The sequence below is a fragment of the Pseudomonas sp. BNK-15 genome, assembly GCF_047456105.1.
GTDB lineage: Bacteria > Pseudomonadota > Gammaproteobacteria > Pseudomonadales > Pseudomonadaceae > Aquipseudomonas > Aquipseudomonas putida_E.
In genome coordinates, this window is the sequence record NZ_CP179898.1 from 5,196,482 (window position 1) to 5,222,086 (window position 25,605).

Consider the following 25,605-nt stretch of genomic DNA (forward strand, 5'->3'; position numbering starts at 1 on the left):
GCGACGAGAAACTTTGCAGAGCTTTGCCTTTAATGGCGGCTGTGTATGGGGCACGTTCGCGTGCGCCGGTTCTGGTATCCGCCGGTCTGTCAACCTATGCACAGCTGCCACCTAACTGTTTGACAGCAGGTAGCAGGCGGCCCTGAAAATGGATACCAAAGCATGTTGAAGATAGTCCCCGATCCCCCGCACACCCTTCACTCCCTCGAAAACACGCTGATGATGGCTGCCGACTACGCGCTCTGCGCCGAGGTCGTTGCCCAACAGGCGATGTTGATGCAGCCCAAAGCACCCGTGTCCTTGATGATCATGACCTCGATGCACGAGCTTGATGCCCTGCGCAAATTGCTCGAGTCAGCTCTGGCACAAATACAGAAACCAGCCGACCCGCAGACGCTGCATTAGTCCTCATCATGATCTGCCTGGCCTGGCTCTTTCCCCGGCTAGCTTCCTCGCACAGCACCGCCCCTGAGGTTGTAGACGACCCTTAGGCGCCCGGTGAAACCTGTGGGAGCCGGGCTTGCCGGCGATAGGGCCAGCCCAGGCATCCAGAATTTCGGGGAGTTCAAACAATGACTGCCGTAGTGCGCATGCTGAAAACGTGAAACCAACCACGCCTAAGGGACCAGCACGGTACCTGTGGGCTTGCCCGCGAAGGGCCGCACTGCGCTCCAGCAGTGACGCCCGTGTCGTAGCCGGCCGAACATGGCGACCACGCTGAACACAGCGCCCCAACTTGGCACCTTGGCGCCCCAAAACCACACACGCCGCTGCCGCAACGTTCACCAAGCGTGCCCCGCTCTCGGCCTGCAGCCCCTCTAACACAAGCCCTTGAACAATAATCTGACCAATTGGCCATGTTTTTGCTGTGCAACTGCTCATCACCCTGACCCCGAGCAGTCCCATGTCCAGATCCCCCTCGCAACTGCGCCTTGAGCTGCGTGCCATTACCAAGCGATACCCGGGCACCTTGGCCAACGACCGCATCGACCTGCGCATCGCTCCCGGTGAAATCCACGCCCTGCTCGGCGAGAACGGCGCGGGCAAGAGCACCCTGATGAAGATCATCTACGGCGTCACCGCGCCGGATGCCGGCCAGGTGTTGTGGGAAGGCCAGCCCGTGCACGTGCGCGACCCCGCCCGTGCCCGCGCGCTGGGCATCGGCATGGTGTTCCAGCACTTTTCCCTGTTCGAAACCCTGAGTGTCGCGCAAAACATTGCCCTGGCTCTTGGCCGCGATGCCGGAACGCCAAAGCAGCTGGCACCACGCATCCGCGAAGTGTCCCAACGCTACGGCATGGGCCTGGAACCGGAGCGCCTGGTGCACAGCCTGTCGATCGGTGAACGCCAGCGGGTGGAAATCGTGCGCTGCCTGATGCAGCCGATCAAGCTGCTGATCCTCGATGAGCCGACCTCGGTGCTTACCCCGCAAGAGGTCGACGAACTGTTCGTCACCTTGCGCGCACTCGCCGCAGAGGGCTGCAGCATCCTGTTCATCAGCCACAAGCTCAACGAAGTGCGTGCCCTGTGCCACGGTGCCACGGTGTTGCGCGGCGGCCGCGTCTCCGGCGCTTGCAGCCCGGCGCAATGCAGCGACCTGCAGCTGGCGCGGATGATGGTCGGCGATGCCGAAGGGCTGGAGGCAAGTTACCCGAAAAGCGCCGGCGGCTTGCCACGCCTGCGCGTGGACGACCTGACCTGGCGCAACAAGGACCCGTTCGGCACGTCCTTCGAACACCTGCGCCTGGAAGTGCGCAGCGGCGAGATCGTCGGCATCGCGGGGGTCGCCGGCAACGGCCAGGACGAACTGCTGGCCCTGCTCAGTGGTGAAACACGCCTGCCCGCTGGCGAGCGCGAACGCATCACCCTCGACAACCGGCCGATGGCCCACCTGTACCCCGACGCCCGCCGCGCCCTGGGGGTGGCATTCGTACCGGCCGAGCGCCTTGGGCACGGCGCAGTGCCGGACATGAGCCTGGCCGACAACGCCCTGCTCACCGCTTTCCAGCACGGCCTGGTCAACCGCGGCCTGATCCGCTCGGGCAAGGTGCAGGCGCTGGCCGAGCAGATCATCCAGCGCTTCGCGGTCAAGGCCCCGGATGCCCGGGCCACGGCACGCAGCCTGTCCGGGGGCAACCTGCAGAAGTTCATCCTCGGCCGCGAAATCCTCCAGGCCCCCAAGCTGCTGGTCGCTGCCCACCCGACGTGGGGCGTGGATGTCGGCGCCGCCGCGGCGATTCACCGTGCGCTGATTGCCCTGCGCGACGCCGGTGCGGCAATCCTGGTGATCTCCGAAGACCTGGAAGAGCTGTTCCAGATCAGCGACCGCATCGGCGCGCTGTGCAGTGGCCGCCTGTCGCCGCTCAAGGCCACCGCACAGACCCATACCGTGGAGGTCGGCGGCTGGATGGCCGGCCAGTTCGATGCCCCGCAAGACGCCGCCTGACGAGAGCCATTCATGTTGCTATCCCTCGAACCCCGTACCCAGCAGTCCCGTGCCATGCTCGTGCTGTCACCCCTGCTTGCCGCCCTGCTGACCCTGCTCAGCGGGGCGATCCTGTTCAGCGCCCAGGGGCATGCGCCCTTGCAGACGTTTCACACCTTGCTGATCGAACCCATCAGCGACCTCTACGGCCTCTCGGAACTGCTGCTCAAAGCCCTGCCAATCCTGCTCTGCGCCTTCGGCCTGGCGGTGGCCTACCAGGCGCGGATCTGGAATATCGGCGCCGAAGGGCAGTTGCTGATGGGCGCCCTGGCCGGCAGTGCCGTGGCGATCCACCTCATCGATTGGGAAAGCCGCTGGGCACTGCTTTGGGTGTTGCTCGCCGGCACGCTGGCCGGTGCGCTGTGGGGGGCGCTCGCGGCCTGGCTGCGCACGCACTTCAATGCCAACGAAATCCTGACCACCATCATGCTCAATTACATCGCCTTGAACCTGTTGCTGTTCTTCGTCCACGGGCCACTCAAGGACCCCGAAGGGTTCAGCTTCCCGCAGTCGGCGATGTTCGGCGATGCCAGCCGCCTGCCGGCGCTGTTCGAGGATGGCCGACTGCATGTCGGGCTGTACTTCGTGCTGATGGCCCTGGTGGCGGTGTGGGTGCTGCTGCACAAGAGCTTCCTCGGTTTTCAGATCAAAGTACTCGGCCTGGACCGGCGCGCTGCCGGTTTCGTCGGCTTCCGTGAAAAGCGCCTGGTCTGGCTGGCGCTGCTGATCAGCGGCGGCCTGGCAGGCCTGGCCGGGGTCAGCGAAGTCAGTGGGCCGATCGGCCAATTGGTGCCGCAGGTTTCCCCAGGTTATGGCTACGCGGCGATCACCGTAGCGTTTCTCGGGCGCCTCAACCCGTTTGGCATTCTGGTCGCCGGGTTGTTGATGGCCCTGCTCTACCTCGGCGGCGAGAACGCGCAGATGAGCCTGAACCTGCCGCAATCGCTGACCGGGCTGTTCCAGGGAATGATGCTGTTCTACCTGCTGGCCTGCGACGTGCTGATCCTCTACCGGCTGCGCCTGAAGCTGAAAGGGCACCGCCGAGCGCCGTTGGCAAAAACCGCCAGTGCCTGAATTCCCATGACCCTTTCGTTTACCTGCCGTTCAACGCGTGCAGGCTGAGGCTTCGACTATGGATCTCGATCTGCTTGGCAACATTCTTTACGCCATGGTGCGCTGCGGTACCCCACTGCTACTGGTCGCCCTGGGCGAACTGGTGTGCGAAAAGAGCGGCGTACTCAACCTCGGCCAGGAAGGCATGATGCTTTTCGGTGCGGTGGTAGGGTTCATCGCCGCCTACGCCACCGGCAACCTCTGGCTGGGCGTCCTGATGGCGTGCCTGGCCGGCATGTTGCTGGCTTCACTGTTCGCCCTGGTAGCACTCGGTTGCCAGGCCAACCAGGTGGCGACCGGGCTGGCGCTGACCATCTTCGGTGTCGGCCTGTCTTCTTTCGTCGGCACCGCCTGGGTCGGCAAGCCCTTGAGCGGCTTCGAGCCGGTGGCCATACCACTGCTGGCGGACATTCCGGTCATCGGCCATATGCTGTTCAACCAGGATGTGCTGGTTTACCTGTCTTTCGGCCTGTTCGTGCTGATTGCCTGGACGCTGCTCAAAAGCCGCACCGGCCTGATCCTCCAGGCCGTCGGTGAAAACCCCGACGCCGCCAGCGCCATGGGCCTGCCCGTGCTGCGCGTGCGCACCTTGGCGGTGCTGTTCGGCGGAGCCATGGCCGGGCTGGCCGGGGCTTACCTGTCGCTGGCCTACACACCGATGTGGGCAGAAAACATGACCGCAGGTCGCGGCTGGATCGCCCTGGCGCTGGTGGTGTTCGCCAGCTGGCGAGTACTGCGTGTGCTGCTCGGCGCCTACCTGTTTGGCCTGGCGAGCATCCTGCACCTGGTGGCCCAGGGTATCGGCGTGAGCTTCCCTGCCAACCTGCTGGCCATGCTGCCGTATGTGGCCACGATCCTGGTGCTGGTGGTGCTGTCGCGCGATGCCATCAAAACCCGCCTGTATGCGCCGGTTTCACTGGGTCAGCCGTGGAAGACCGGGCGCTGAGGCCTCACGCCTGGCCCGCACCGTGCACCGCAATTCATGCCCCTCTGTTCTGTTTTCTTGCATTACCAACGCGCCCTACACAGCCAACATGAAGACCTACAGGAGCCACACCTTGAAGCCTCACAATAAAAGCAAATACCTGCTGCGCGCCCTGGCTGCCGCCATTGGCCTGAGCACCGCCCTGTCCGCCGCCGCCGCCGACCCGCTGAAAGTCGGCTTCGTCTATATCGGCCCGATCGGCGACCATGGCTGGACCTATCAGCATGAGCAGGGCCGCCAGGCCCTGATCAAGCAGTTCGGTGACAAGGTCGACAGCAGCTTCGTCGAGAACGTGCCAGAAGGCGCCGATGCCGAGCGGGTCATCCGCAACATGGCCAAGGGCGGCTACGACCTGGTGTTCGCCACCTCATTCGGCTACATGAACCCCACCGCCAAAGTCGCCAAGCAGTTCCCGAAGGTCACCTTCGAACATGCCACCGGCTACAAGCAGGACAAGAACCTTGGTACTTACCTGGCCACATCCTACGAAGGCCGTTACGTTGGCGGCTACCTGGCCGCGAAGATGACCAAGACCAAGAAGATCGGCTATGTCGCCTCCTTCCCGATTCCGGAAGTGCTGCGCGATATCAATGCCATCCAGCTGGCGCTGGACAAATACAACCCCGGCACCGAAATCAAGGTGGTGTGGGTCAACTCCTGGTTCGACCCGGGCAAAGAGGCCGATGCCGCCAACGCCCTGATCGACCAGGGCGTTGACGTGCTGTTCCAGCACACCGACAGCCCTGCACCGATCCAGACCGCCGAACGCCGCGGCATCTACGCCGTCGGCTACGCCTCGGACATGGCCCACTTCGGGCCCAAGGCGGTGCTGACCTCCATCGTCAACAATTGGGGGCCGCATTACATCAAGAGCACTCAGGCGGTCATGGACGGCACCTGGAAACCCCAGGACTACTGGGGCGGGCTTGCCGAGGGCACCGTACAGCTGCCCATCAGCGACCTGGTGCCGGCCGAGGTCAAAAGCGGCGCCGAACAGATCATCGCCAGCATCAAGGACGGCTCTTTCCACCCCTTCACCGGCCCGATCCTGGACCAGGCTGGCGCAGTCAAGATCCCCGCAGGTGCCGTGGCCAGCAATGCCGAACTGGCAGGCATGAACTACTACGTCAAAGGCATTACGGCGCAACTGCCCAAGTAAACGCCGGGTGGGAGCGCCAGCCGCTCCCGCTTGCACCGCCATTTCACGGAGCCATTCATGAACACCCTGCCGATCATCGATATCAGCCCGCTCTACCAGCACGACCCCGCCGCACGCCTGGCTGTAGCCCGGCAGATCGACGCCGCCTGCCGGCAGTGGGGCTTCTACTACATCAAGGGGCACCCCATCCCGGCCACGCGCATTGGCGCACTGAAAGCGGCCGCCGAACAGTTCTTCGCCTGCCCGGCCGAAGAAAAGCTGCGCATCGACATCACCCAGAGCGAGCACCATCGCGGCTACGGCGCCATCGCCACCGAGCAGCTGGACCCGAGCCGGCCAAGCGACCTGAAGGAAACCTTCGACATGGGCTTTCACATGGCCCCGGATCATCCCGACGTGCTCGCGAAAAAACCGCTGCGCGGTCCCAATCGGCATCCCGCCATTGCCGGGTGGGAGGCGCTGCTGCAAGCGCATTACCAGGACATGCACGCCTTGTCCCTGACCCTGCTGCGGGCGATGGCGCAGGCGTTGGGAATCGAGCACGACTTCTTCGACCAGCGCTTTGCCAACCCCATCAGTGTGTTTCGCATGATCCACTACCCGCCACACCAGGCCGCCACCAGCACCGACCAGCAAGGCGCCGGCGCGCACACCGACTACGGATGCGTGACCTTGTTGTACCAGGACAGCACCGGCGGCCTGCAGGTGCAGAGCGTGGATGGCCAATGGATCGATGCGCCACCGATCGAGGGCACCTATGTGGTCAACATCGGCGACATGATGGCGCGGTGGAGCAACGACAGGTACACCTCAACGCCCCACCGGGTGGTCAGCCCGCAGGGCGCGCACCGCTACTCGATGCCGTTCTTTGCCGAACCGCACCCGGACACGATGATCAGTTGCCTGCCCAACTGCTCCAGCCCCGACAACCCGCCCAAATACCCGCCGGTATCGTGCAGTGCCTACATGCTGTCGCGCTTCGCCGAAACCTATGCCTATCGCCGTGAGCAGGCTACGTAGCCTGCGCCCCGTCAACTCAGATAATCCTCGACCCACTTCACCCAACAATCGGAGCCGATCTTCACCAGTGCATCATTGAAGTCATAATGCGGGTTATGTACCGAGCAACCGTGGAACTCACCTGTGCCGTTACCCAACATGAAGTAGCACCCCGGCCGTGCCTGGAGCATGTAGGCGAAATCTTCGGTGCCCATCACCTTCTTGGGCATCCTCGCCAGCATCCGCCCCTCGGCAAACAAAGGGCGCAGGCTTTCACGCAGCTGTGCGCTTTGCGCATCGCTGTTGCTCAGCGCAGGCGCCAGCTGGGTGAAGTCCAGCTCGATCTCTACCCCAAAGCTCTCGGCATGCCCCTTGACCAGCGCCTCGATACGCTGGTTTATCTTCAACTGGGTTTCGGGCGTATCGGTGCGCACGCTGAGCAACATGCTCGCTTCATCGGGAATGATGTTGTAGACCGTGCCCGCCTGGATCATGCCGATACTGATGACCGCGTACTCTTCAACGCTCAGGTTGCGCGACTTGATGGTCTGGATGGCACTGATCAGGCTATTGAGGGCCGAGATGGGGTCCACCGCAAGCTCCGGCATGGCGCCATGCCCGCCTCTGCCGCAAATGCGAATGCTCACCCGCTGGGAAGACGCCATGGTCGGCCCGCTCTGCACCACGCAAGTGCCCACCGGCATGCCTGGCATGTTGTGCAGCGCGTACACCGAATCACACGGAAAACGCTCGAACAGACCGTCGTCGATCATGGCCTTGGCGCCGGCCAAACCTTCTTCGTCGGGCTGGAAGATCAGGTTCAAGGTACCGTTGAAGTTTCGCGTCGCAGCCAATCGCGAAGCCGCCGCCAGCAGTATCGCGGTATGCCCGTCATGGCCACAGGCATGCATGCGCCCGGGGATCTTGCTGGCGTGCTCGAAGGGGTTCTTCTCGCTCATGGGCAGAGCGTCCATGTCTGCCCGTAGCCCGATGCTGCGGGGGCTGTCGCCCACTTTAAGCACACCTACCAGGCCGTGCCCGCCCACATTACGGTGCACCTCATAGCCCCAGGCCTGCAGCTTTTCAGCCACCAGGGCAGCCGTGTCAGGCGTGTCGCCGCCGAGCTCTGGCGCCGCATGGATCTGGCGGCGGATCCTGATGAACGTGTCCAGCTCTTCAGCCGACTGCGGGGTTTGATTTCGCTCGAAGGTACCCATGTCACTCGCATCCTTTGTTTTCAGGGAAGTACTTGAGGCAGACCAGGCTTACCGCACCACCCACCAATAGGTAGTAGGCCGGTGCCAATGGCGTGCCCATTGCGGCAATCAGCCAGGTAGCGATCAGTGGCGAAAACCCGCCGAAAAGTGTCACCCCCAGGCTGTAGCTGACCGAGGTGCCAAAGGCACGCTGCGCCTTGGGGAAGCCTTCCATGATCAACGCGAAGTACGCTCCGGCGCCTATGCAAGTGGGCAGAATCAACGCCGCGACACACATCATTGCCAGGCCCATGTGCTCGACGTGCCCAAGCACGTAGAACACCGGCAGCGTCAACACCACGGGCGCGAGAATGGTCCAGACCAGCAGGCGTTTCCTGAGCTGGTATTTGTCGGCGAACTTGCCGGCCAGCGGGCATATGATCGCCATGCAGCCGCTGCTGATGCCGGCGATCGCCATGGCACTGCTTTGCGGGTAGTGCATGGCGGTGGTCAGGTAGGTGGGCATGTAAAACACGAACAGGTACATGCCGATGGTAGAACTGGCCATCAGGCCGATGCCCAGGCCGATGCGTTTGAGCAACTCCGGGTCCAGCGGCTGCCTGCCCTCCTGTGCCGCCGCGGCCTCGTGGGTTTCTGGTAGACGGTTGCGGATATACAAGCCTACCGGGCCGATCAACAGGCCGAAAATGAATGGAATGCGCCAGCCCCAGCTTTCGAGGCTGGCCGGGTCCAGCAACTGGCTCAGGCTGAACCCGAACCCCGCCCCGACCAGCGCGGCATAACCCTGGCTGGCCGCCTGCCAGCTCACGCTCTGGCATCGCTTGGAGGCAGTACTGGACTCCATCAGATAAACCGATGCGGTACCGACCTCGCCACCTGCCGACACCCCCTGAATCAGCCGACCGGCGACCAGCATGAACGTTGCAAAGATACCGATCTGCGAATACGTAGGCGCGAAGGCGATCAAGGCAGTGCCCAATGTCATCAGGCCGATCGTCAGGCTCAAGGCGGCTTTGCGGCCATGCCTGTCGGCGTATCGGCCAATGATGATGCCCCCGACAGGCCGCATCAAAAAGCCCACACCAAAAGTTGCAAGCGACATAAGGAGCGAGGCCAGTGCCGACTCTGAAGGGAAGAAGTGCCGGCCGATCAGCACCGCGAAGAAGCTGTAGATGGTGAAGTCGTACATCTCCAGGGCGTTGCCCAGTGAGCACGCTATCAGGGTTCTGCGTGAGGACGATGCCTGCGCGTGATGCTTTGAGCCGGCCTCCAGGATCGTAGGTGCAGGTAGCGGTCTATTCATTGTTATCTCCGATGGCGAATCACGGCATGCAGTGACTATCAGCCAATCGCGCAGCCAACACACTTGCGGTTTTGGCAATGAACTAACCAATGGTTAATTGACCAGGCGCTGGCGTGGCCGCTTTGCCTTGGGATGGCGCACAGATGCCCTGGCATCGTCCTTGTGCCCCGATAGGGGTCATCGAAGTTGGCCACTCAGGGGGATGGAAACAAACATTGGTCACTGCCATGCAGCAGCTTTGCGGGCAACTTTTCCCGGCCCAGCGAGATCCCGCCCACCTTATTAACCAAAAGACATACGTTGGCCAAACAAGCAATCACGCTGCAACCTCCTGTTCATCGAATCTAGCGCGACCGCATCCCGTGCCTGGAGTCGTGAATGAATACTTGCATCACTCGCACTGTGTCGTTGCTGTTGATGAGCCAAGGGCTTTGTCTTGCCATGCAGGCACAGGCCGAGGGTTTCCCTACCCTCAACCGGCTAGCCTCCGGGTTCGGTTACTACGGGGTGGATCAGGGGTTCGATGACAAGCTGAAGATCTACGGTACCGTGGATGCATTCGCCAGCTACCACGACTCTCAGCACCACTCAGGTTTCCAAATGGCGGGCGGCGGCGCCTGGACCAACAAACTCGGGGTGTATGCCCGAAAGGCACTTGACCCCGATACGGTGCTGGAACTGGACGTCGAAGAAGGCTTCAATCTGAACGGCAAGGCCCTGGAAGGGACGTGGGACAACATCGGCACGCTGCGCCTGGCAACGCTCGCCCTGCGCTCGCGGAGCCTGGGCAGGCTTGAGTTCGGCAAAACCTACGGGGTGGGGACCCCGACCTACGCCGACCCGTTTCTGGCGGCATACGGCTCACCGTATACGTTTCTGTCCATACCTGCGGCCGGCAAAGGCGCCTACTATCTCGACCTGCGGCCCAAGCACACCCTGGCCTACACCAGCCCGAGCATGAACGGCTTCAGCCTGGCAACGGCCTTGAGCTTCGGCTTCGATGATGTCGCCAGCCAGGGGCGTACGGTGCGTGGTGGCGGTGCGAAGCTGCAGTACCGAAATAGCCGTGTGATGCTGCTGGGGTCTTACAACCTGTATTACAGCGACCCATGGGACGATGGTGGCAGCTCACGCCAGACTGCCAACCACTACACAAGCCTGTCGGCGTTCTATGATTTCGGCCCGCTGGCCACCAGCCTGACCTGGCAACGCCAGGATGTAGACCAAGCGGGCACACCCAGTACCACCGTGTACACCTTCGGCCTGATGGCCCCGGTGGGCAAGCTTGACGTGCTCAGGCTGGCGGTGGTCCAGCGGACCGTATCGGCCCGCGAAAAGGACGCGCTGGGGGTAGTGCTTGGCTACGACCATTTTTTCAACCCGCGCTGGGCCGCCTATGCGCGCCTGGGTGTTATCGCCAACCAAGGCGCGTCATCGGTGACCTACGCAGGCACTCCGGTTGATCAGGTGGGAGATGACCCAAGCAATATTTCACTAGGCATGTACTACCACTTCTGAAACGTCCCGCGGCAGCGTCTTGAGGACTCTTGCGCGCAAGCTGTGGAAGAGTTCCTGGGCGGGGGCCGTGAGGCTATCACGGTCGATGCAGACGAGATTGATTGGATAGTCTGGTACCAACTCCTGCACCGCCACTTGAATGAACTCCGGCCGGGTCGCAAAGGTGAAGGCATCGTTTACGGCCAGCTCACTGATGGTCATCAGCGACTCCGTGTTCTTCAGGAGCTTGAGGGCCATCATTATCGACGTGCACTCCACCGCGCTCTGCGGCACACGCAGGCCATTGACCTCGAACAACTGGTGAAACTGCGATGCCTGATCGGTCAGCTCGTCCAGGCTGATCCAGTTGGCGTATTGCAGCGAACGCAGTGACTGGGAAAACTTCTGCTGGTTGGACGCATGGCAGATCACCTTGCCCTTGATGCTGCCCACTGCCTCCCAATCCAGATTGAGACGGCTCAAGGGTTGCTGGGAGGTGATGGCAAAGTCCAGGCTACCGTCGCGCAGGCGATGCAGGATCTGGCTGGGACGCAGATCGGTGATGGTGATTTTCACACGCGGGTACTTGCGCCGAAACGCCAGGATGCTTTCATCCACCCCGTCAAGCATCGCCGTCAGCGAGGTGACGCCGATCGACACCGCCCCCAATGCGGCATCCTGAATGCTTGCCGCCTCGATCTGCAAACGGCGGATACTCTCCACCACCAGGTTGGCATGACGGATGATGCGCTTGCCCTCATCGGTCAACGCCATGCCCTTGTACGAACGCTGCAACAGGGTGAACCCCAACTCCCGCTCCAGTTCCTTGATCGAGCGGCTCAGGGCAGGTTGCGTGATGTGCAAGATTTTGGAGGCCTCGAGAATGCTTCCCCCCTGGTGAATGGCAACGAGCGCCTTGAGCTGATGAAGTTTCAAGCGTGAACACCTTATCGAGAGCGGCGGGTTTCAGGTTTGCGCCGAGCGGTTGGCCAAAGAGAATCACAAATGTGCATGATGGCTGCTTGGCGGTATCTGCAGATCAGGGAAAAGTGGTCGCTTATCGAACGGTTATTTCATAGGCTCTGGCCACTGTCGAGGCGGGCCAACAAGGCTTCGCCACGCGCCCACACGCCCTCGCGCCTGGCTACCGACATGCCGTCAAGGCTGCGATAGACCAATGCCAGGCGGGGGTTGCCAGCCAATAGGTGACGATGACGGATTATGAAGTGCCAGTACAGCGCGTTGAACGGGCAGGCATCCTCCTCTACCGCATGCTCGACCTTGTAGCTGCAGGCCTTGCAGTGGTCGGACATGCGCTGGATGTAACGGCCACTGGCGCAATACGGTTTGGACCCCAGGTAGCCGCCGTCAGCGTGCATCACCATGCCGAGCGTGTTGGGCAGCTCCACCCAGTCGAAGGCATCCATGTACACGGCCAGGTACCACTCGCATATCGCACTGGGCACAATGCCGGCGAGCAGTGCGAAGTTGCCCGTGACCATCAGCCGCTGAATGTGGTGTGCATAGCCCAACTGCAGGGTCTGGCCGATGGCCTGCTCCATGCAGCGCATGCGGGTATGCCCGGTCCAGTAGAATTCCGGCAACGCACGGTCGTTGCCCAGGTAATTGAGCCCGGCATACTCAGGCATGCGTAGCCAATAGATGCCGCGCACATACTCGCGCCAGCCGATCAGCTGGCGGATGAAACCTTCAGCCGCGTTGAGCGGTACCCGCGCCTCACGCCAGGCATTGTCCACGTCTTCGCACAACCGCCGCACATCCAGCAACCCGATGTTCAGGGCCGCACTGATACGCGCATGGAACAGGAACGGCTCGCCTTCGGCCATGGCGTCCTGGTAGTCGCCGAACGCGGCCAGGCCAAACTCGAGAAAATGTTCCCAGAGCTGCTGGGCCTGTTCATGGGTCACGGGATAGTCGAACCCTTCTACCGCCCCGTAATGGTCACTGAAGCATTCGCCGACCAGCGCCACGACCGCCGTGGTGATTTCGTCCTGGGCAAAGCGCGCCGGGAACGGTCCGCGCAGCCCCCGTGGCAAGGGTTTGCGATTGTCACCATCCAGGTTCCAGGTGCCACCCACCGGGCTGCCATCGGGCTCCAGCAGAAGGCCGCAACGCTTGCGCATGCCGCGGTAAAAGTGCTCCATACGCAATTGGCGACGGTCTTTTGCCCAGCGTGCGAAAGCATCACGCGAGCAAAGAAACCGTGTATCGCGATGCCATACCAGTGGTAAGCCGGCGTCATTCAAAGCCTGCTCCAGGCGCCACTCACCACACTCGGTCAGGTGGATGTGCGTCGCACCCAGCGCCTGCTGCCACCGTCGCAGTTCACCAGCAATGCTGCCGCTGTTGCCGGGTGCGTTCAGCTCTACATACTCCACCCGCCAGCCGCGCTCACGCAGCGCCTGGGCGAAATGGCGCATGGCGCTGAAAATGAGCACGATCTTTTGCGGATGATGCGGCACGTAGCGCGCCTCGCCCTGCACTTCCGCCATCAGGATCACATCGTGTGCAGGGTCCAGCGCGGCGAGGCTTGCTAGGTTGAACGACAGTTGATCCCCCAGCACCAGGCCCAGGCGCAATGCTCGGTCTACCACTGGCTGGCCAGCGTCACCGGCACGCGCAGGGGCTCGACAGGGCCATTGCGCTGCCCGCACATCTCGTCATGCACCACTTGTTGCACCAGCATGCAGGGCACGGGCGGCAGATCGGCCAGCAGTTGTCGCAGTTCGGTGGTCGAGCGAAAGCGCACCGCCTGGCCGTTTGCATCGCTGAGCGTGAGCGGCCCTGCGTCAGTCAGCGCCCGCAGGATGTAAAAGCCGCCTTCAAGCGACAGCAGCTCAAGTTCTTGAACGTTACCGGCTGCGGCCAGCTCCGTCAGGTTGTGCAGATTCATGGCGTGTACTCCATAAGGCAGGCATCACCTGCGCGGGGGCATTTGCAAACGTTTAGGCTCGCTAAATCCTATACAAGAATAGCTTCTTGTACAGGTTTTGGGCTTTTATATATTTATCCTCCGTGCCCGAGCCGCGTTCAGCAGATGAAACGATGCAGCGTTCATCCAGTGCCCTTTGTGTGCACACACCTCTTTTCAGATACTGCAGAACCGTTAGAATCGCGTTCTCATCCCCTCACCCGTCCCCGAGCTACCCTTTGAACCTGGCCCGCCCCGAAAAAGCACTGGTTGCCTGGATGCTGTACTTCAGCATCCTGTTCGGCTCGTTGCTCTGCGCAATGGGGCATGGGCAGATGGCCGGGCTGCGCCTCAGCGGCCTGGACGACGCCGCTTGGTGCGCCGCCGACAGCAGCGGTGCATTCAAGGGTGACCAGGACATCACCGACCCGATGCCGCCCACCGGCGCCGACTGTGTGATCACCAGCCTGTTCTGCGCCAGCCTGCTTGCCGCCTTCTTCGGCCTGCTGGCCCTGCTCGCAGGCGAGTCGCGCACACCCTTGCCCAGGCAACCGCCGCCGCGCCTGCCCAAACACCGCTGGCCGTTAGTCAACCCCCGCGCCTCACCCGCCCCCCTTCCCGTGCTCTGACATCGCCACGCCGCGGCATCGCCTGCGGCGGGCGTTAATCTATTTCAGCCAGGAAGCCTTGCATGTTCCGCATGACCACTTTGGCGCTGCTCGTTGGCAGCGCAACCTGCGCGTGGGCGCAGGATCAAACCCTGACACTGCCTGCCAGCAACGTGACGGCCATCGCCGACCAACCGAAACAGGCCACCGGCCTGAACCTTGATACCCCCATCGAAAGCGGCTCGCGCCTGAACCTCAGCGCCCGTGAAAACCCTGCTTCGGTCAGTGTGGCCGACCGCGAGACGATGGAGCGTATCGGCGCGCGCAACTTCCAGGACGCCGCCAACGCACTGCCAGGGGTGAATGCGTCGGCGCCGCCCGGCTGGGGCGGTTATGTGGCGTACCGGGGCTTCAACGGTGCCCAGGTCAGCCAGCTGTTCAACGGCATCAACCTGCAGTACGGCGCAGCGGCACGCCCGGTCGGTGCCTGGATCTATGACCGCGTCGAACTGCTGGGTGGCCCGTCGTCGTTCCTCAACGGCAGTGGCGCCGTGGGCGGCAGCCTCAACGTGATCACCAAGTTGGCCAGCCGCGATGAGGACACCTTCGAAGGCCGGGTCAGCTATGGCCGCTACGACACCTGGGAAACCGCGGTAGGCTTCAACAAGGCGCTCAACAGTGGCGACGGCACACGCCACTATGCGCGGCTCGACTACAGCCGCACCCACACCAACGGCTATATCGACCGCCAAGAGAACGGTGCCGGCAACCTGGCCTTCTCGCTGCTCAGTGACATCAACGACCAGTGGTCGCACACCCTGGCACTTGAATACCTGGAAGAAAAGGAAGACAGCCCCTACTGGGGTACGCCAGTGTTGCAACCGCTGACAGGGACCTTGCACATTGACAAAGGCAACCGCTTCAACAACTACAACGTCGAAGACGGCCGCTACGAGCAGCGCACCCGCTGGCTGCGCTCGATCACCGACTATCGTTTCGACGACACCACCCAGTTGCGCAATACGTTCTACCACTACGACGGCCAGCGCGATTACCGCAACCTCGAGGTGTACCGCTACAACGCCGACAACAGCGCCATTGCCCGCTCCGGGGGCTACCGCCAACGTCACGACCAGGAGGTCAATGGCAACCGCCTGGAACTGACCCACCAAGGCCAACTGTTCGGCCTGGCCAGCGACTGGGCATTTGGCGTTGACTACAACCGCAACCAGCAAACCAACTACCCGCTGTCCAAAGGGGCCTTCGACACCGTCAACCCGAACGGCTTCGAGCCCGGTGACTTCCTCGACATCCCCGGCATGGACGCACCGCGCAGCAAAGGCCGCAGCACGACCACCGACACCTCCTCGGGTTTCGTCGAGAACCGCACGCGCCTGACCGACCAGTTGTCGCTGATCACCGCCTTGCGCTACGACCACATCGACTTCGACGTTGTCGACCATGTCGCACGCTCGAAACTCGACCGGCGCTGGGACGCGGTCACTGGTCGCCTGGGCCTGGTCTACGACCTGACCCCGCACGTCAGCCTCTATACCCAGTACAGCACCTCGGCCGAACCACCAGGAGGCACGCTGACCAGTGCGTCGATCAGCCAGGTCGGTGACTTCGACCTGAGCACCGGCCGCCAGGTCGAGGTGGGCAGCAAGTTCGACTTCCTCGACGGCCGCGGCTCGGCCACCGCAGCGGCCTATCGCATCGTGCGCAAGAACATCTCGGTGCCCTCTTCGACCGTGCCCAACACCACCGAGCAGGCAGGCCAGCAGACCTCCACCGGTATCGAGCTGGCGGCGTCGTTCAAGGTCACGCCCAAGCTGCTGGCGGCCGGTAACTTCAGTTGGGTGAATGCCGAGTACGATGAGTTCAACGAGACCATTGGCGGTGTGGTGTATTCGCGCAAGGGCAAGAACCCGGTGAACATCCCCGACCGCGTGGCCAACCTCTGGCTGACCTACGACCTGGCGCCGGGCTGGCAAGTGGGTGCCGACGCCCGCTACGTGGCCTCGGTGTACGCCAATACCGCCAACACCGCCTGGGTGCCGTCCTACACCCTATACGGGCTGTCCATGACCCACGACCTGGACAAGCATGTGCAGCTCAGCGCACGGTTGCGCAACCTCACCGACGAGGTTTACGCCCGCTTCATCCACCAGAGCAACACCCAGTACTACCTGGGTGAGCCGCGCAGCCTGGAAGTCGCTGTGCAGTGGCGTTACTGATGGGCCTGGCGTCGCATGCGGCGCCAGAGCCGCCAGGTAAAGGCGCCTAAAGAGACGGTGGTCGACAGACGCCATAACCCGCAGAATACGGCGTCTTCCGCCACCTGAAGGAATTGCTCATGCTGTACGTAGTCATGCTCGGTGGCCGCCACCCACGGGCCAGTATCGAGGTACACGACGTGCTGTTCGCGCAGGCGGACTCACTGCAGCAGGCGTACCCGCAACTGCGCGAGGGCTGGTTCGGCAGCCGTGCCGGCCTGCACATCGACTCGTGGCTGGAGGTCGACGGTATCGATCGCTACCGTGTCGCGTTCAGCCAACTGGCGCCAGGGGCGGATGACCCGCGGCTGTTTTTCATCAACCTGGGCGGCTACGAGCCGCAGGTGTTTGGTGAGGCGCACCGCTACCTGCTGGTAGTGGCCAGGGACAAGGCCCAGGCCAAGCAACTGGGCAAGCAACGCATGCAGGCAGGCTGGCTCAAGCCGCATACCGATGCAGTGCTTGAGGTAGACGATTGCCTGCCTGTCGACCTGGTGGGCGGGCGTTATGTGCACTTGATCGAAGGTGCGCATGGCGGGCTGCGTCAATACAGCGACTATATCCTGCTCTGAGGCGCCGACTGCCTGTCATTGGCCCTGGGGCAACGATCCGGACCCTCAGCGCACCTTCGCATGCCCCGGCGCCGGCATCACCTGCACCTGGCCATGCTCCACCCCACGCTCGACCATCAATTGGCGAGACAGCTCGCCAATGCGGCCGCTTTCGCCCTGCAGCACCGAGACCTCCAGGCAGTGGCCGGCGTCCAGGTGCACGTGCAGGGTGGACCGGGTCAGATCGTGGTGGGCATGCAGGGTCTGGTTGAGCCGCCTGGGCAGTTCGCGGGTGCTGTGGTCGTACAGGTAGCTGACCACGGCCACGCAGGCGGCATCGTCCGGCAATGCTTCAGACTCGCGCATGCCCGCACGCAGCAGGTCGCGAATGGCCTCCGAACGGCCCTGGTAGCCTTGGCTCGCCACCCGCCGATCGATGACGTCGAGCAGCTCTTCATCCAGCGTGATGGTGATTCGTTGCATTCTGTAACTTCCGGTAAGATGATTTCACGTAGACATCATACCCACCGCGCTTTAGCCTACGGCCTCCGTGAAAGTGGGGAACGCAGTGTGAAGCAGCAGCCAGCTAAACGAAAGCCCGCCCTCTTGGGCCTCCTTTTTCTTGCTGCGTGCACTGTTGCGCCGGCCAGCAGCGCCGCCGAGCAAGGGCCAAGGCTGGTGTACTCATGGCCTGTGAATGCCGGGCCGCTCGACCCGCGAGGCTACTCCCCGAACCAGATGTACGCCCAGGCCATGGTCTATGAGCCCCTGGTGCGCTATACCGCCGCGGGTACGCTGGAGCCTTGGCTGGCTGAGGCCTGGCAGGTTTCCGATGACGGCAAGACCTACACGTTCACGCTTCGTGACGGTGTGCGCTTCAGTGATGGCACACCGTTCGATGCGCCTGCGGCCAAAGCCAACCTCGACGCAGTGCTGGCCAACACTCAGCGCCACCGCTGGATGGAGCTGGTGACCACCCTGGACCACGTTGAAGCACCTGAACGCCTGACCCTGCGCCTGGTTCTCAAGCACCCCTACTACCCAACGCTGATGGAACTGGCCCAGGTTCGTCCGTTGCGCTTTGCCTCGCCTCAGGCAAAACCCGGCCAACCCGCCGGGACCGGCCCGTGGATGCGCGCCGAATCGCGCCTGGGCGAATACGACCGCTTCGTGCGCAACCCTCATTACTGGGGGCCAAAGCCGGCCTACGCCGAGGTCATGGTCAAAGTCATCCCAGACCCCAACAGCCGCGCGCTGGCCCTGCAGGCCGGCGAAGTCGAGCTGATCCAAGGCGCCGCCGGCGAGATCACTGCCAGCACGTTCGTGCGCCTGCGTGACCAGGGCTTTGCCACCGCACTGTCGGCACCGCTGGCCACCCGCACCCTGGCGATGAACACCGGCCGTGGCGCTACCCGTGATCTGGCGGTACGCCAGGCGATCAACGAGGCGGTGGACAAGCAAGCCATCATCGACAAGATCCTCTACGGCCTTGAGCCCCGCGCAGACACCCTGTTCGCCAGCAACATGCCCTACGCCGATATCGGCCTCAAGCCCTACCCGTATGACCCTGCGCTCGCCGCCCGCAGCCTCGAAGCTGCCGGGTGGGCGCTGGCGCCAGGCGCTTCAGTGCGCAGCAAAGGCGGCGAACCATTGGCCATCGAGCTGGTGTTCCTCGGCACCAGCGCCTTGCAGAAGAGCCTGGCCGAAGTGCTGCAGGGCGAGCTGGCGAAAATCGGCATCCGCATCGACCTGCGTGCGGTTGAGGAAGGGGCGCTGGTGCGGCGCCAGCGCGACGGCGACTTCGGCATGATCTTCGCTGACACCTGGGGTGCGCCCTACGACCCGCATTCGTTCGTCAGTTCCATGCGCTACGCCGGCCATGCCGACTACATGGCTCAGCGTGGGTTGGCAATCAAGGACGAACTGGACAAGCGCATAGGCCAGGTGCTGTCCAGCACGGATGAGCAGCAGCGTGCCGAGCAGTACCGCTTCATCCTCACCACCCTGCACGAACAGGCCGTCTACCTGCCCATCTCGCATCTCACGGCCATCAGCGTGCGCCGAGACTCGGTGGCCAAGGTCCAGTTCGGCAGCACGTTGTTCGATGTGCCGTTCGAAACCATGACACCCAAACAGGAAGACTGACATGTTGCGCTACATCCTGTTGCGCCTGGCGCTGCTTGTACCGGTCATGCTTGGCGTTTCGTTGCTGGTGTTCGTGCTGCTGCACCTGGGCAGCACCGACCCGGCGCTGGACTACCTCCGGCTTTCGCACATCCCACCGACCGACGCAGCCATCGCCGAGGTGCGCCATACCCTGGGGCTGGATCGCCCGCTGTATGCGCAATACCTGAGTTGGCTGTGGAACGCCGTGCATCTGGACTTCGGCATCTCCTATATCACCGGCCGCCCAGTGCTTGATGACCTGCTCTACTACCTGCCCGCCACCCTGCAACTCGGCGGCCTGGCGTTGGCCTGCACGCTGCTGCTGTCGATCCCCTTGGGGCTGTTGGCGGCCCGCTGGCAAGGGCGCTGGCCCGACCACGCCGTGCGGGCAGTGACGTTCCTGGGGGTGTCCATGCCCAATTTCTGGCTGGCGTTTCTGCTGATCGCGCTGTTTTCCCTGTGGCTGGGCTGGCTGCCGCCGCTGGGGCGTGGAGGGGCCGGGCACCTGGTTATGCCGGTGCTGGCCATCGCCCTGATGTCGATGTCGATCAACGCCCGCCTGCTGCGTGCCAGCCTGCTGGAAGCCGGCGGGCAGCGCCACGTCACCTATGCCCGTGCCCGCGGCCTGCCCGAACGGCACGTCTGGCGCGACCATATCCTGCGCAATGCCTGGTTGCCGCTGGTGACGGCCACCGGCATGCACATCGGCGAACTGATCGGTGGCGCACTGGTGATCGAGACCATCTTCGCCTGGCCCGGCGTTGGCCGTTTTGCGGTGTCTGCAGTGCTGAACCGCGACTTCCCGGTGATGCAGTGCTTCACCCTGCTACTGACCGGTCTGCTGATGGTCTGCAACCTGATCGTCGATGTCTGCTACGCCTGGCTTGATCCTCGCAGCCGGCTGGAAGGGGTGAACGCATGAGTGTGCAGTCTGCCCTGCCCCAGCCATTGCTGCTGCGCCGCCCCAGCCTGATGATCGGCCTGGCCCTGGTCGGCCTGCTGGCATCGCTGGCGCTGTTCGGCCATTGGATTGCCCCGCATGACCCCGACCTGGTCGACCTCGGCCAGCGCCTGCAGGCGCCCGACGCCAGCCACTGGCTGGGCACCGACCACCTCGGGCGCGACCTGCTTTCGCGGCTGATCGTCGGCACGCGCCTGTCCTTGGGCAGCGTGATGCTGACCCTGGCGCTGGTGCTGGCGCTTGGGCTCGCGGTCGGCGGCGTGGCCGGGTTCGTCGGCGGGCGCACCGACCTGTTGCTTATGCGCCTGTGCGACATGTTCATGACCTTCCCCACGCTGGTACTGGCATTCTTCTTCGTCACCTTGCTGGGCACCGGCCTTAGCAACGTGATCATCGCCATCGCCCTGTCCCACTGGGCCTGGTATGCGCGCATGGTGCGCGGCCTGGTGATTGCCCAGCGCGGCCGCGAATACGTGCTGGCTTCACGCCTGGCCGGCGCTTCACGCTGGGCGCGGCTGCGCCAGCATGTGCTGCCCAATATCGCCGGCCCATTGCTGGTGCTGGCGACCATGGACATCGGCCACATGATGCTGCACGTCTCCGGCCTGTCGTTCCTTGGCCTCGGGGTGGCGCCGCCCACCGCCGAATGGGGCGTGATGATCAACGACGCCAAGGAATTCATCTGGACGCACCCGCAACTGCTGCTGTTGCCAGGGCTGATGATCTTCTTCTCGGTGATGGCCTTCAACCTGCTAGGCGATGCGCTGCGCGACCGCCTCGACCCCACACAGGAGCGCCATTGAATGAACCCCTCGGTACTTGAAATCCGCGGCTTGCGCATCGAGGCTCAGGCCGGCGTGCTGGTGCACGGCGTTGACTTGCAACTGCGCCGCGGCGAAGTCTGCACGTTGGTCGGTGCCAGTGGCTCGGGCAAATCCCTCAGTTGCCTGGGTGTGCTCGACCTGCTGCCGCCAGGCCTTAACCGCACCCAGGGGCAGTTGCTGCTCGACGGCCAGCCGCTGGCTACAAGCAGTGTTCGTGGCCGCCTGGCCAGCCTGGTACTGCAAAACCCGCGTAGTGCCTTCAACCCGGTGCGCAACATGGCCAGCCACGGCCTGGAGACGCTCAGGCAGCGCGGCGTTACCGGTGCTGCAGCCCGTGCGCGGATGGCCGACTGCCTGGATGCGGTGGGCCTGGCAGACCGTGAGCGTGTGCTGCAAGCGTTCGCCTTTCAGCTCAGCGGGGGCATGCTGCAACGGATGATGATCGCCCTGGCGCTCATGGCCGAAACCCCGTTCCTCTTGGCTGATGAACCCACAAGTGACCTCGATGCCCTGAGCCAGGCGCGTTTTCTCGACCTGCTGATGGAACTGGTGCAGGTGCATGGGCTGGGGGTGTTGCTGGTGACTCACGACATGGGCGTGGTGGCGCGCTGCGCAGACCAGGTCGCGGTGATGGAAGCCGGCCGCATCGTCGAATGCCAGCCGGTCCATGAGCTTTTCCAGAACCCTGCCAGCGCCGCTGCCCGCACCCTCCTCCACGCCCACCAGATACTCTGCCGGAGCCAACCATGAGCCTGCTGCACGTCCACCACGTTGGCCATCGCTATCGCACCGGGGGGCTGTTGCGCAAACGGGGCTGGCTGCAGGTGCTCGACAGTATCGACCTGCACCTGCACGCAGGTGAGTCCATCGGCCTGCTAGGCAGCAGTGGCAGCGGCAAAAGCACACTGGCGCGGCTGCTGCTCGGGCTGGAAAAACCCACCCAGGGCCAGGTGAGCTTTGCCGGGCAGGATGTCAGCCAGCTAAGAGGTGAACAGGCGCGCGACTTCCAGCGCACCGTGCAACTGGTGTTCCAGGACGCCCCCGGCGCCTTCAACCCCCAGCGCAGCATCGGCTGGAGCATCGCCGAGCCGTTGCGCCACCTCACCGACCTGGATGAAGCCGGCCGACAAGCTCGCACCCTCGAACTGCTGGAGGCAATGGACCTGCGCGCCGAGCATGCCCAGCGCCTGCCGCAGCAGTTGAGTGGCGGCCAGTTGCAGCGTGCCAACATCGCCCGGGCGCTGGCCGTCTCGCCGCAACTGGTGGTGCTCGACGAAGCGTTGTCGAACCTGGATCGGGTATTGCAGTTGCAGTTGCTGCAGCAGCTGGAGGCGCTACGCCAGCGCAGCGGCACCGCCTTCGTGCTGATCAGCCATGACCTGAGCCTGGTGCAGTACTTCTGCCAGCGGGTCGTGCTGCTGGACAACGGCTGCATCGTCGAGGATCGGCCCGTCACGCACTGCACTGGTTTCGAGCATCCAGTGGGAAAGCAGCTACAGTCTGCCATGTTGCCCACGCGCCCCGACAAGAGCCAGGCAAGACAAGCGCTGCCAATGGGTATGCACTGACGCCAACAACAGAGGGCATCCCGCGTGAACGCCAGAACGCTTTTCCAGGGCGCAGGCAAAGTGCCACAATGCGCCACCGATCACGAATTGCGGCGAATGCCATGACAGAGCTCAATCCTGGCGATGAAATAGCGCACTGTGTAAGGACGGACCGCCTGCGCCAGCTGTTCGTCCAGTCGGCGCCCGCTGTGCTCGGCAGCTTCCTGGCTGCCGCAATGCTGTGCTGGTTGGGCTGGGAGCGTTTCGACCAGCAAAAAGTGGCCGCCTGGATGACGGTATTGAGCCTGTCGACGGCCCTGCGCACCGCCATGTTCGTCGCCTATCTGCGGGCACCGGCCAACCAGCGCACGGCCGAACGCTGGGAGTGGCGCTACTGGGCCACCCTGGCGCTGTCGGCGGCAGTCTGGGGCTTGGGCGCACTGGCTGTGATGCCTGCCGACGATCTGCTGGGGCAGGCATTGATCATGCTGTTTGCCGTGGGCATGTCTGTCAGCGCAGTCTCGTGTTACTCCTCGTACCGCAACATGACCCTGGTATCGATCGCTTTGGTGCTGCTGCCCAGCACCGGCTGGCTGCTGCTGCAGCCATCCGCGCTGCAGCAGGGCATCGCTCTGGCGGTGCTGGTGTTCGCTTCGTTCGTCGTCAATGCGACGAACAGCCTGTCTTCAGCATTGGTGACCGCCTGGCGCCTGAAGCACGAAATGGAACGCGCACACCGGCTTGCCATCGTGGCCTCGTGCACGGACGAACTGACCGGTCTGAACAATCGCCGTGCCTTTTTTGACTGTGCCTTGGCGCAGCACACCCTTTGCAAGGAGGGGCAGACGTATGTAGCCGTGCTGATGCTGGACGTCGATCATTTCAAACAGATCAACGATACCGCCGGGCATGCGGCGGGCGACCAGGTGCTGCAACGGATCGGTGCAGCCATCAGCGCCAGCCTGCGTGACGACGACATCGCCGGCAGGCTGGGCGGCGAGGAGTTCGCCATCCTGCTGCCCGATACGCCTCTGGTCACTGCCAGCGAGATTGCCGAGCGCCTGCGGGCCCTGATCTCAATGCTGAACGTCGACACGCAATTCGCAGTTACCGCCAGCATAGGCCTGGCCTTCGCCAAAGCACCCGCCAGTGAACTCGATGCGTTGCTCAGCAGCGCCGACAAGGCCATGTACCGTGCCAAGGCATCGGGCCGTAACCGGGTGACGATCGTCGACCATGTGCATGCCGCCGCCTGATGGCACGGCTGGCCAGGGTCCTTACGTACTCCTCGCTTGCCCTGATTTGGTTCGACTTTTTCACCAAGCCAAGTCCTGCACCCATTTGATGCAGTGAGCCCCTGCCTTCGCCGTGGCTGATCTACGCAAATCTCCGACAATTCGCCTGATTCCGTCGTTTTATTGATATCAAAAAGCGCTCTCTCGCTTTTTCAGAGCCATTTTTCTTCCTGCCCCTTGCGCCCTGCCCGTTCCGGCATTGTCATTGCAAAGCTCCAGTGGATCGCTTGGCAAGCGAGAAACGAAACTGCCGACGAGTCGTGGCAAGGAGTGGGTATGTCCCGGGCTTTTTTCAACGAAATGTATGAGGCAAACGGAAGTTGCCGCCCGCACTATCAGGAGTTCGCCCGCTGGCTGGCGAACACACCGCTGGAACTGTTGGAACAACGCCGGCACGAAGCCGACCTGCTGTTCCACCGGGCCGGTATCACCTTCACCCTGTACGGTGACCAGCAGGACACCGAGCGGTTGATCCCCTTCGACATCATCCCCCGCAGCATCCGCGCCAGCGAATGGCGCATCGTCGAACGCGGGTGTATTCAGCGGGTTCAGGCGCTGAACCTGTTCCTCCAGGACATCTACCACGATCAGCGCATTCTCAAGGCAGGCATCATTCCGCCCGAGCAAGTGCTGGCCAACGAGGGTTACCAGGTCGCCATGCAAGGCCTGAACCTGCACCGTGGGCTGTACGCGCATATCGCCGGTGTCGACCTGGTACGCGACAGTGATGGTACGTATTACGTACTGGAAGACAACCTGCGCACGCCCAGCGGCGTCAGCTACATGCTCGAAGACCGCAAGATGATGATGCGCCTGTTCCCCGAACTGTTCGCCGCCCAGCGCATCGCCCCGATCGACCACTACCCCAACCTGCTTCTCGACACACTCAAAAGTGCCAGCCCGCTGGACAACCCGACCGCCGTGGTGCTCACCCCCGGGCGCTTCAACAGCGCCTACTTCGAGCATGCCTTCCTGGCGCGGGAGATGGGCATCGAGCTGGTCGAAGGCGCCGACCTGTTCGTGCGCAACGACCACCTCTACATGCGCACCACCGCAGGCCCGCAGCAAGTGGACGTGATCTACCGCCGCCTGGACGACGAATACCTCGACCCGCTGTCGTTCAACCCTGATTCGATGCTGGGGGTACCGGGGCTGATTTCGGTGTACCGGGCAGGCAACGTGGTGCTGGCCAACGCGGTGGGCACCGGCGTTGCCGACGACAAGTCGATCTACCCCTACGTTGACGAGATGATCCGCTTTTACCTGAGCGAGGAACCGATCCTGAAGAACGTGCCCACCTGGCAATGCCGCAAGCCGCAGGACCTGTCCCACGTCCTGGCGCACCTGCCGGAGCTGGTGGTCAAGGAAACCCAAGGTTCCGGCGGCTACGGCATGCTGGTCGGCCCCGCCGCAACCGCCGCGCAGATCGAGGATTTCCGCGCCCGCATCAAGGCGCGCCCGCACGCCTACATCGCCCAGCCCACGCTGTGCCTGTCTACCTGCCCGACCTTCGTCGAAAGCGGCATCGCGCCGCGCCACATCGACCTGCGCCCGTTTGTACTGTCAGGCAGCGAAACGCGCCTGGTGCCCGGCGGCCTGACCCGCGTTGCGCTGCAGGAAGGCTCGCTGGTGGTCAACTCGTCGCAGGGCGGCGGCACCAAGGACACCTGGGTGGTGGAGGACTGAG

The 25,605-nt window shown here is 63.2% G+C and carries 23 protein-coding genes; 17 read left to right on the forward strand and 6 right to left on the reverse strand.

The annotated features are described in order from the left end of the window. The first annotated feature begins 162 nt into the window (after positions 1-162). The 6 genes from ACMGF5_RS23775 to ACMGF5_RS23800 all read left to right on the forward strand — a co-directional run bounded on the left by ACMGF5_RS23775 (position 163) and on the right by ACMGF5_RS23800 (position 6,762). A complete protein-coding gene (locus tag ACMGF5_RS23775; RefSeq protein WP_046785856.1) occupies positions 163-405 on the forward strand; it encodes a hypothetical protein in 243 nt (80 codons plus the stop codon). A 499-nt stretch (positions 406-904) separates the two neighbouring features. Then, on the forward strand, positions 905-2,446 hold the full coding sequence (locus ACMGF5_RS23780; RefSeq protein ID WP_414157310.1) for an ABC transporter ATP-binding protein: 1,542 nt from the start codon (positions 905-907) through the stop codon (positions 2,444-2,446). Positions 2,447-2,458: 12 nt separating this feature from the next. Further along, positions 2,459-3,559: an ABC transporter permease gene (locus tag ACMGF5_RS23785; RefSeq protein ID WP_012314840.1), complete on the forward strand. Its 1,101-nt coding sequence runs from the start codon at positions 2,459-2,461 to the stop codon at positions 3,557-3,559. Between the two features lie 58 nt (positions 3,560-3,617). Next, a complete protein-coding gene (locus ACMGF5_RS23790) occupies positions 3,618-4,544 on the forward strand; it encodes an ABC transporter permease (protein ID WP_115274558.1) in 927 nt (308 codons plus the stop codon). 88 nt (positions 4,545-4,632) lie between these two features. Beyond that, positions 4,633-5,742, forward strand: coding sequence for a BMP family ABC transporter substrate-binding protein (locus tag ACMGF5_RS23795; RefSeq protein WP_414157311.1), 1,110 nt, complete (start codon positions 4,633-4,635; stop codon positions 5,740-5,742). 57 nt (positions 5,743-5,799) lie between these two features. Next, complete coding sequence (locus ACMGF5_RS23800; protein WP_414157312.1) at positions 5,800-6,762, forward strand: 2-oxoglutarate and iron-dependent oxygenase domain-containing protein; 963 nt, start codon at positions 5,800-5,802, stop codon at positions 6,760-6,762. 11 nt (positions 6,763-6,773) lie between these two features. Here ACMGF5_RS23800 and ACMGF5_RS23805 read toward each other — a convergent pair whose 3' ends face one another. Both ACMGF5_RS23805 and ACMGF5_RS23810 read right to left on the reverse strand, forming a co-directional pair. Next, a complete protein-coding gene (locus ACMGF5_RS23805) occupies positions 6,774-7,958 on the reverse strand; it encodes a M20 aminoacylase family protein (RefSeq protein ID WP_414157313.1) in 1,185 nt (394 codons plus the stop codon). A gap of 1 nt (position 7,959) precedes the next feature. Continuing rightward, a complete protein-coding gene (locus tag ACMGF5_RS23810; protein ID WP_012314845.1) occupies positions 7,960-9,261 on the reverse strand; it encodes an MFS transporter in 1,302 nt (433 codons plus the stop codon). A 378-nt stretch (positions 9,262-9,639) separates the two neighbouring features. Between ACMGF5_RS23810 and ACMGF5_RS23815 the strand changes: the two genes are divergently transcribed. Further along, positions 9,640-10,779, forward strand: a complete 1,140-nt coding sequence (locus tag ACMGF5_RS23815; protein WP_414157314.1) for a porin — start codon at positions 9,640-9,642, stop codon at positions 10,777-10,779. On the opposite strand, the gene ACMGF5_RS23820 is transcribed toward ACMGF5_RS23815, so the two are convergent. The 3 genes from ACMGF5_RS23820 to ACMGF5_RS23830 form a co-directional block, all read right to left on the reverse strand. Next, complete coding sequence (locus ACMGF5_RS23820) at positions 10,756-11,694, reverse strand: LysR family transcriptional regulator (RefSeq protein ID WP_281869410.1); 939 nt, start codon at positions 11,692-11,694, stop codon at positions 10,756-10,758. The two genes, ACMGF5_RS23815 and ACMGF5_RS23820, sit on opposite strands and share 24 nt — an antisense overlap. 137 nt (positions 11,695-11,831) lie before the next feature. Further along, positions 11,832-13,358, reverse strand: coding sequence for a cryptochrome/photolyase family protein (locus ACMGF5_RS23825; RefSeq protein ID WP_414157875.1), 1,527 nt, complete (start codon positions 13,356-13,358; stop codon positions 11,832-11,834). An 8-nt stretch (positions 13,359-13,366) separates the two neighbouring features. Continuing rightward, complete coding sequence (locus ACMGF5_RS23830) at positions 13,367-13,672, reverse strand: DUF6482 family protein (RefSeq protein ID WP_039601056.1); 306 nt, start codon at positions 13,670-13,672, stop codon at positions 13,367-13,369. Positions 13,673-13,968: 296 nt separating this feature from the next. Between ACMGF5_RS23830 and ACMGF5_RS23835 the strand changes: the two genes are divergently transcribed. From ACMGF5_RS23835 to ACMGF5_RS23845, 3 genes are all read left to right on the forward strand, one after another. Further along, the gene (locus tag ACMGF5_RS23835) at positions 13,969-14,319 is read left to right on the forward strand and encodes a DUF2946 family protein (protein ID WP_144415465.1); all 351 of its coding nucleotides are present in this window, start codon (positions 13,969-13,971) and stop codon (positions 14,317-14,319) included. A gap of 62 nt (positions 14,320-14,381) precedes the next feature. Then, the gene (locus ACMGF5_RS23840) at positions 14,382-16,535 is read left to right on the forward strand and encodes a TonB-dependent receptor (RefSeq protein ID WP_414157315.1); all 2,154 of its coding nucleotides are present in this window, start codon (positions 14,382-14,384) and stop codon (positions 16,533-16,535) included. Between the two features lie 119 nt (positions 16,536-16,654). Further along, entirely contained in the window at positions 16,655-17,146 is a 492-nt protein-coding gene (locus ACMGF5_RS23845) for a DUF1543 domain-containing protein (RefSeq protein WP_115274552.1), read from the forward strand. Positions 17,147-17,191: 45 nt separating this feature from the next. Here the strand turns inward: ACMGF5_RS23845 and nikR are convergent, their stop codons facing one another. Then, positions 17,192-17,608, reverse strand: a complete 417-nt coding sequence (gene nikR, locus ACMGF5_RS23850; protein ID WP_115274551.1) for a nickel-responsive transcriptional regulator NikR — start codon at positions 17,606-17,608, stop codon at positions 17,192-17,194. Between the two features lie 87 nt (positions 17,609-17,695). On the opposite strand from nikR, the gene nikA reads away from it, so the two are divergent. The 7 genes from nikA to ACMGF5_RS23885 all read left to right on the forward strand — a co-directional run bounded on the left by nikA (position 17,696) and on the right by ACMGF5_RS23885 (position 25,604). Then, the gene (gene nikA / locus ACMGF5_RS23855) at positions 17,696-19,270 is read left to right on the forward strand and encodes a nickel ABC transporter substrate-binding protein (protein WP_281869408.1); all 1,575 of its coding nucleotides are present in this window, start codon (positions 17,696-17,698) and stop codon (positions 19,268-19,270) included. A gap of 1 nt (position 19,271) precedes the next feature. Further along, positions 19,272-20,213 (forward strand): nickel ABC transporter permease subunit NikB, encoded by a 942-nt coding sequence (nikB, locus tag ACMGF5_RS23860; protein ID WP_046785844.1) that lies wholly within the window; start codon positions 19,272-19,274, stop codon positions 20,211-20,213. Continuing rightward, positions 20,210-21,055 (forward strand): nickel ABC transporter permease subunit NikC, encoded by an 846-nt coding sequence (nikC, locus tag ACMGF5_RS23865; protein WP_046785843.1) that lies wholly within the window; start codon positions 20,210-20,212, stop codon positions 21,053-21,055. Before nikB ends, nikC begins: the two co-directional genes overlap by 4 nt. Beyond that, the gene (gene nikD / locus ACMGF5_RS23870; protein ID WP_414157316.1) at positions 21,056-21,826 is read left to right on the forward strand and encodes a nickel import ATP-binding protein NikD; all 771 of its coding nucleotides are present in this window, start codon (positions 21,056-21,058) and stop codon (positions 21,824-21,826) included. Beyond that, the gene (gene nikE / locus ACMGF5_RS23875) at positions 21,823-22,644 is read left to right on the forward strand and encodes a nickel import ATP-binding protein NikE (protein WP_414157317.1); all 822 of its coding nucleotides are present in this window, start codon (positions 21,823-21,825) and stop codon (positions 22,642-22,644) included. Before nikD ends, nikE begins: the two co-directional genes overlap by 4 nt. Positions 22,645-22,832: 188 nt before the next feature. Then, positions 22,833-23,879, forward strand: a complete 1,047-nt coding sequence (locus ACMGF5_RS23880; RefSeq protein WP_115275522.1) for a sensor domain-containing diguanylate cyclase — start codon at positions 22,833-22,835, stop codon at positions 23,877-23,879. A gap of 315 nt (positions 23,880-24,194) precedes the next feature. Continuing rightward, entirely contained in the window at positions 24,195-25,604 is a 1,410-nt protein-coding gene (locus ACMGF5_RS23885) for a circularly permuted type 2 ATP-grasp protein (protein WP_012314860.1), read from the forward strand. Position 25,605: the final 1 nt, after the last annotated feature.